The organism is Nostoc cycadae WK-1 (assembly GCF_002897135.1).
Taxonomy (GTDB): domain Bacteria; phylum Cyanobacteriota; class Cyanobacteriia; order Cyanobacteriales; family Nostocaceae; genus Nostoc_B.
This window is the reverse complement of the sequence record NZ_DF978477.1, coordinates 1-1,568: the sequence shown is the minus strand read 5'-3', so window position 1 is coordinate 1,568 and position 1,568 is coordinate 1. Positions and strand designations below refer to the sequence as shown.

The following is a 1,568-nucleotide window of genomic DNA, read 5'->3' as shown; positions in this document are numbered from 1 at the left end:
CAAAACGGAGAGTTTGATCCTGGCTCAGGATGAACGCTGGCGGTATGCTTAACACATGCAAGTCGAACGGTCTCTTCGGAGATAGTGGCGGACGGGTGAGTAACGCGTGAGAATCTAGCTTCAGGTCGGGGATAACTACTGGAAACGGTGGCTAATACCGGATGTGCCGAAAGGTGAAAGGCTTGCTGCCTGAAGATGAGCTCGCGTCTGATTAGCTAGTTGGTGTGGTAAGAGCGCACCAAGGCGTCGATCAGTAGCTGGTCTGAGAGGATGATCAGCCACACTGGGACTGAGACACGGCCCAGACTCCTACGGGAGGCAGCAGTGGGGAATTTTCCGCAATGGGCGAAAGCCTGACGGAGCAATACCGCGTGAGGGAGGAAGGCTCTTGGGTTGTAAACCTCTTTTCTCAGGGAATAAGAAAGTGAAGGTACCTGAGGAATAAGCATCGGCTAACTCCGTGCCAGCAGCCGCGGTAATACGGAGGATGCAAGCGTTATCCGGAATGATTGGGCGTAAAGCGTCCGCAGGTGGCGATGTAAGTCTGCTGTTAAAGAGCAAAGCTTAACTTTGTAAAAGCAGTGGAAACTACATAGCTAGAGTACGTTCGGGGCAGAGGGAATTCCTGGTGTAGCGGTGAAATGCGTAGAGATCAGGAAGAACACCGGTGGCGAAGGCGCTCTGCTAGGCCGTAACTGACACTGAGGGACGAAAGCTAGGGGAGCGAATGGGATTAGATACCCCAGTAGTCCTAGCCGTAAACGATGGATACTAGGCGTTGCGAGTATCGACCCTCGCAGTGCCGGAGCCAACGCGTTAAGTATCCCGCCTGGGGAGTACGCACGCAAGTGTGAAACTCAAAGGAATTGACGGGGGCCCGCACAAGCGGTGGAGTATGTGGTTTAATTCGATGCAACGCGAAGAACCTTACCAAGACTTGACATGTCGCGAATCCTCTTGAAAGGGAGGAGTGCCTTAGGGAGCGCGAACACAGGTGGTGCATGGCTGTCGTCAGCTCGTGTCGTGAGATGTTGGGTTAAGTCCCGCAACGAGCGCAACCCTCGTTTTTAGTTGCCAGCATTAAGTTGGGCACTCTAGAGAGACTGCCGGTGACAAACCGGAGGAAGGTGGGGATGACGTCAAGTCAGCATGCCCCTTACGTCTTGGGCTACACACGTACTACAATGCTACGAACAGAGGGCAGCAAGCTAGCGATAGCAAGCAAATCCCGGAAATCGTAGCTCAGTTCAGATCGAAGCTTGCAACTCAGCTTCGTGAAGGAGGAATCGCTAGTAATTGCAGGTCAGCATACTGCAGTGAATTCGTTCCCGGGCCTTGTACACACCGCCCGTCACACCATGGAAGCTGGCAACGCCCGAAGTCATTACCCCAACTTTTAGGAGAGGGGGATGCCTAAGGCAGTGCTGGTGACTGGGGTGAAGTCGTAACAAGGTAGCCGTACCGGAAGGTGTGGCTGGATCACCTCCTTTTAGGGAGACCTACCCAACTGTAAAATCGGTTGCCAAAAGCAAGATAGAGAATACAGATGGTCAAACCTAGGTCGGTCG

General features: G+C 53.3%; 1 rRNA gene. It reads left to right on the top strand.

The window, feature by feature from the left end:
* The first annotated feature begins 1 nt into the window (after position 1).
* A 16S ribosomal RNA gene (locus tag NCWK1_RS28930) occupies positions 2-1,490 on the top strand.
* The last annotated feature ends 78 nt before the right edge of the window (positions 1,491-1,568 follow it).